Source organism: Micromonospora sp. DSM 43699, assembly GCF_055517075.1.
The window spans coordinates 1-5545 of sequence record NZ_JBTMMT010000127.1 but is presented as its reverse complement, the minus strand read 5'-3'; the positions used below and the strand labels follow the sequence as shown (position 1 = coordinate 5545).

Below are 5545 nucleotides of genomic sequence, written 5' to 3'. Positions count from 1 at the left end.
TGCGTCTGGTGGCGGTGGACGAGTCGGGTGCGCCGGTGGTGTCGGTGGACTCTCTCGTCCTGCGGGAGATGGGTGCCGCCTCCGCGCCGAGCGCGGTGGACCGTTCCCTGTTCGAGGTCTCCTGGCAGACGGAGGAGATCACTCCGGCCGGGAAGGTCTCCGGTTGGGTCCTGTTGACGGCCGACGGTCGGACCGACGCTGCAGCCTCCCCCGTCGACCTTCCCGGAGTGCCGGCGTACGCGGACGTGGCGGCCCTGCTCGCCGCCGTCGAGGCGGGGGAGACCCCACCGGAGGTGCTGCTGCTGCCGGTGCCGGCGCCGGCCACCGGGCCGTCCGTCCCCGCAGCCGTCCGGACGCTGACCACCGAGGTCCTCGGGACCGTCCAGGCGTGGCTCGCCGCCGACGTGCTCGCCGACTCCCGCCTGGTGGTGCTCACCCGGGACGCGGTGGCGGTGCAGCCCGGCGACCGGACCGGTGACCTCGCGGGTGCGGCGGTGTGGGGTCTGCTGCGGTCGGCGCAGTCGGAACATCCGGGTCGCATCGTCCTGGCCGACCTCGACCGTGGAGCCGACGCCGACACGCTGGCGGTGCTCGCGACGGTGGCCGGCGATCCGGCCCCGACCGGCGGCCAGCTCGCGATCCGCGGCGGCACCGTCTTCGTACCCCGGGTCACCCGACCGGCCGCCGACCGCCTCGTCCCGTCGACCGACCTCTGGCACGTGGCGGCGGTGGAGCCGGGAACGATCGACGGCATCGGCCTGGTGGTCGGCACCGACCTGCCCCTGGCCGCCGGTCAGGTCCGCATCGCGGTGCGTGCTGCCGGCGTGAACTTCCGCGACGTCCTCATCGCCCTGGGCATGTACCCGGATTCGACTGCGGTGATGGGCAGTGAGGGCGCGGGCGTGGTGCTGGAGGTGGGTCCGGGTGTCGACGACCTGGTGCCGGGGGATCGGGTGTTCGGGCTGTTCGAGCCCGGCTTCGGCCCGCAGGTGGTCGCGCAGCGGGACCGGATCGCGAGGATTCCTATCGGTTGGTCGTTTGTGGAGGCCGCCTCCGTTCCGGTGGTCTTCCTGACGGCGTTCTATGCGTTGCGCGATCTGGCTGGTCTGCGGGTCGGTGAGTCGGTGCTGGTCCATTCGGGTGCCGGTGGTGTCGGCATGGCGGCGGTTCAGCTCGCCCGGCATTTCGGTGCGACGGTGTATGCGACGGCGAGTCCTGGGAAGTGGGGCGTTCTGCGGGAGTTGGGGGTCGCGCCGGAGCGGATCGCGTCGTCGCGGACCACGGAGTTCGAGGGCGTGTTCCTGGCCGCGTCGGGTGGTTCGGGTGTGGACGTGGTGCTCGATGCGTTGGCGGGTGAGTTCGTGGACGCGTCGTTGCGGTTGTTGCCGCGTGGTGGTCGGTTCGTGGAGATGGGCAAGACCGATGTTCGGGACCCGGAACTCGTCGCCGAGCAGCACCCGGGCGTCACCTACCGGGCATTCGAACTCAACCAGGCCGGCGGAACCCGCATCGGGCAGATGCTCGCCGAACTGCTTGCCCTCTTCGAGCGGGGTGTGCTGCGGCCGTTGCCGATCCGGGTGTGGGATGTGCGGGAGGCGCGGGGGGCGTTGCGGCACATCAGTCAGGCCCGGCACGTGGGCAAGGTGGTGCTGACCATTCCCCCTCCGGCGGATCCGGAGGGCACCACGTTGGTCACGGGTGCGTCGGGTGTGTTGGCGGGTGTCGTCGCCCGGCATCTGGTCGCCACGGGGCGGTCTCGTCGTTTGTTGTTGGCGTCGCGTCGTCTGCCGGTGGAGGGCAGTGGTTATGCGGCGTTGGTGGCGGAGTTGACCGGTGCGGGTGCGTCGGTCACGACGGTCGCGGTGGATGTCGCGGATCCGGTGCAGGTCGCCGCTCTGGTCGCGGGTGTGGATGCGGCGTGTCCGTTGACGGCGGTGGTGCATTGTGCGGGGGTGATCGCGGACGGCACGGTCGCTTCCCTGGACGCGGACGCCGTGGCTGCGGTGATGCGGCCGAAGGTGGATGCGGCGTGGGCGTTGCATGAGGTGACGGCGGGGTTGGATCTGTCGGCGTTCGTGGTGTTCTCGTCGGTGGCGGCGACGTTGGGTTCGCCGGGTCAGGGCAACTATGCGGCGGCGAACGCGTTCCTCGACGCCCTCGCGTCGTACCGGCGGGCCCACGGCCTGCCGGCGGCCAGCCTCGCCTGGGGGCTCTGGGCGACCACCAGCAGCATGACCGCCCACCTCGACGCCAGCGAGCACCGCCGCGCCATCCGTGCCGGCAGCGCTCCGCTCACCGACGTCGAGGGACTCGCCCTCTACGACGCCGCGCAGCGGCACGGTGGGGCGCACGTCGTCCTCATGAAGGTGCCGGCGGTCGCGGACGGGCCGGACGCGGACCGGGTGCCCGCCCTCCTGCGGGACCTCGTGCGGCAGCCCCGCACCCGGCGGCGCTCGGCGGCTCGCGGTGCCGCCGACCTGTCGGCGGCCGAGCGGCTCGCCGCGCTCAACCCGGTCGAACGGCGCGGTCAGCTCCTCGACCTGGTCGCCGGCAGCGTCGCGGCGGTGCTCGGTCACCGCTCGGCGGAGACCGTCGACCCGCTGCGGCCGTTCAAGGAGATCGGCTTCGACTCGCTGACCTCGGTCGAGTTGCGCAACCGGCTGGCCTCGGCCACCGAACTGCGGCTGCCCGCCACTGTCGCCTTCGACTACCCGACCCCCGTCGTGCTCGCCGACTTCCTCGACCGCGAGCTCGGTGGTCGGGTCACCCCGGCACCGACCCCGGCCACCACCGCGACGACCGACGTCGACGAGCCGATCGCCATCGTCGGCATGGCCTGCCGGTTCCCCGGCGACGTGCAGACTCCCGAGCAGCTCTGGGACCTGGTCACCGCAGGCGCGGACGTCATCGCGCCGTTCCCCACCGACCGTGGCTGGGACCTCTCCGTCCTGCGCACCGAGGCCGAGGACGACACCGCCACCCCGCGCAACGGCGGCTTCCTCTACGACGCCGCCGACTTCGACGCCGGCTTCTTCGGCATCTCGCCCCGTGAGGCGCTGGCGATGGACCCGCAGCAGCGGCTGCTGCTGGAGACCTCCTGGGAGGCGTTCGAGCGGGCCGGCATCGACCCGCACACCGCCCGGGGCAGCAGCACCGGCGTCTACGTCGGCCTGATCTACCACGACTACGCCGGCAAGGCGATCGGCACCTCCGACGAACTCGACGGGTACGTGGGCAACGGCAGCGCCGGCAGCGTCGCCTCCGGCCGGATCTCGTACCTCTTCGGCCTGGAGGGGCCGGCGGTCACCGTCGACACCGCCTGCTCGTCGTCGCTGGTGGCGCTGCACCTGGCCGCCCAGGCGCTGCGGCAGGACGAGTGCGGGCTCGCCCTCGCCGGTGGCGTCAGCGTCATGTCCACCCCCGGCATGCTCGCGGAGTTCTCCCGCCAGCGCGGCCTTTCGCCCGACGGGCGGTGCAAGGCGTTCGGCGCCGGCGCCGACGGCACCGGGTTCGCCGAGGGCGTCGGCATGCTGCTGCTGGAACGGCTCTCCGACGCCCAGCGCAACGGGCGGCGCATCCTCGCCGTCGTCCGGGCCAGCGCCGTCAACCAGGACGGGGCAAGCAGCGGGCTCACCGCCCCGAACGGTCCGTCGCAGCAGCGGGTGATCCGCCAGGCCCTCGCCAACGCCCGGCTCACCCCCGCCGACGTCGACGCCGTCGAGGCGCACGGCACCGGCACCGCCCTCGGTGACCCGATCGAGGCGCAGGCCCTGCTCGCCACCTACGGGCAGGACCGGCCGGAGGACCGTCCGCTGCTGCTCGGCTCGATCAAGTCGAACATCGGCCACGCCCAGGCGGCGGCCGGGGTGGCCGGTGTGATCAAGATGGTCATGGCGATGCGGCACGGGCTGCTGCCGGCGACCCTGCACGTGGCCGAGCCGTCCCCGCACGTCGACTGGACGGCCGGTGCGGTCGAACTACTCGCCGAACCCCGGCCCTGGCCACGGGTGGACCGACCCCGCCGCGCCGCCGTCTCCTCGTTCGGCATCTCCGGCACCAACGTCCACACCATCATCGAGCAGGCCCCCGAGACGTCGACCGCGCCGACCGCACCGGCCCCCGTCGTCTCCGGGGACCTGACCACCCCGTGCGTGCTCTCCGCCCGCACCGGTCAGGCTCTCCGTGGACAGGCGCAGCGGCTCCGTACCTGGCTGGCGGAGCACCCTGGCACCGGGCTGCCCGACCTCGGCCACGCGCTGGCCAGCGGACGCACCGCCTTCGAGCACCGGGCGGTGCTGCTGCCCCGGGACCGGCAGAGTCTCCTCGCCGCCCTCGACACGATCGTCGACGACCAGCCGTCCTCCATCGTCGTGCGCGGTACGGCCCGCACCGGCCGGCTCGCCGTCCTCTTCTCCGGGCAGGGCGCGCAGCGCGCCGGCATGGGCCGTGAGCTGTACGGGGTGTTCCCGGTGTTCGCCGCCGCGTTGGACGAGGTCTGCGGTCACCTGGACGCGCTGCTGCCGCAGCCGTTGCGAGAGGTGCTCTTCGCCACCGGGGGTTCGCCGGAGGCGGAGCTGCTGGACCAGACCGTCTTCACCCAGGCCGGTCTCTTCGCCGTCGAGGTGGCACTGTTCCGTCTCGTCGAGTCGTTCGGGATCGCCCCCGACTTCGTCGGTGGTCACTCGATCGGTGAGATCACCGCCGCCCACGTGTCCGGGGTGCTGTCCCTGGCCGACGCGTGTGCGCTGGTGGCCGCCCGGGGCCGGTTGATGCAGGCACTGCCGGCGGGTGGGGGCATGCTGGCGGTGGCCGCACCGGAATCCGAGGTCACGCAGACGCTCGCCGGTCTGACCGACCGGGTCGGTGTCGCGGCGGTGAACGGTCCGAACGCGGTGGTCGTCTCCGGTGCGGTCGAGGCCCTCGACGAGGTGGAGCGGGTCTGGCGGGAGCGGGGTGCCCGGACGCGTCGGCTGCGGGTGAGTCACGCGTTCCACAGCCCGTTGATGGAGCCGATGCTCGACGGGTTCCGCCGTGTCGTGGCGGAGCTGAGCTTCGCCGCACCGTTGCTGCCGGTGGTGTCGAACCTGACCGGTGGCCTCGCCGACGCCGACGAGATCCGGACCGCCGACTACTGGGTGCGGCACGTCCGCGAGGCGGTCCGCTTCGCCGACGGCATCGGCTACCTGCGGCAGCGCAACGTCGGCACCTATCTGGAGGTCGGGCCGGACGGTGTCCTCGCGGGCATGATCCAGGACTGCCTCGCCGAGGGCGCGGCCGACGGCAGCGGTCCGGTGGTCGTACCGACCCTGCGCAAGGGTCGCACCGAGGCGTCCGCGCTGCTCGCGGCTCTTGCCGAGGCGTACGTCGGTGGCGTCGCCGTCGACTGGACCCCGCTCACCGCCGGCTCCGGTGACCGGCTGGACCTGCCGACGTATGCGTTCCAGCGGGAGCGGTTCTGGCCGGTGGCGGTGGCCTGGCGTGCGGGCGACGTGTCGGGGGTGGGTCTCGCGGCGGCGGGGCATCCGTTGTTGGGTGCGGCTGTCTG

At 73.0% G+C, this 5545-nt stretch carries 1 protein-coding gene; it reads left to right on the top strand.

Translation table 11 applies throughout. The annotated features are described in order from the left end of the window. Positions 1-5545, top strand: a 5545-nt coding sequence (locus tag AC0AIB_RS30730; protein WP_465098018.1) for an SDR family NAD(P)-dependent oxidoreductase, incomplete at both ends; no start/stop codon positions are given.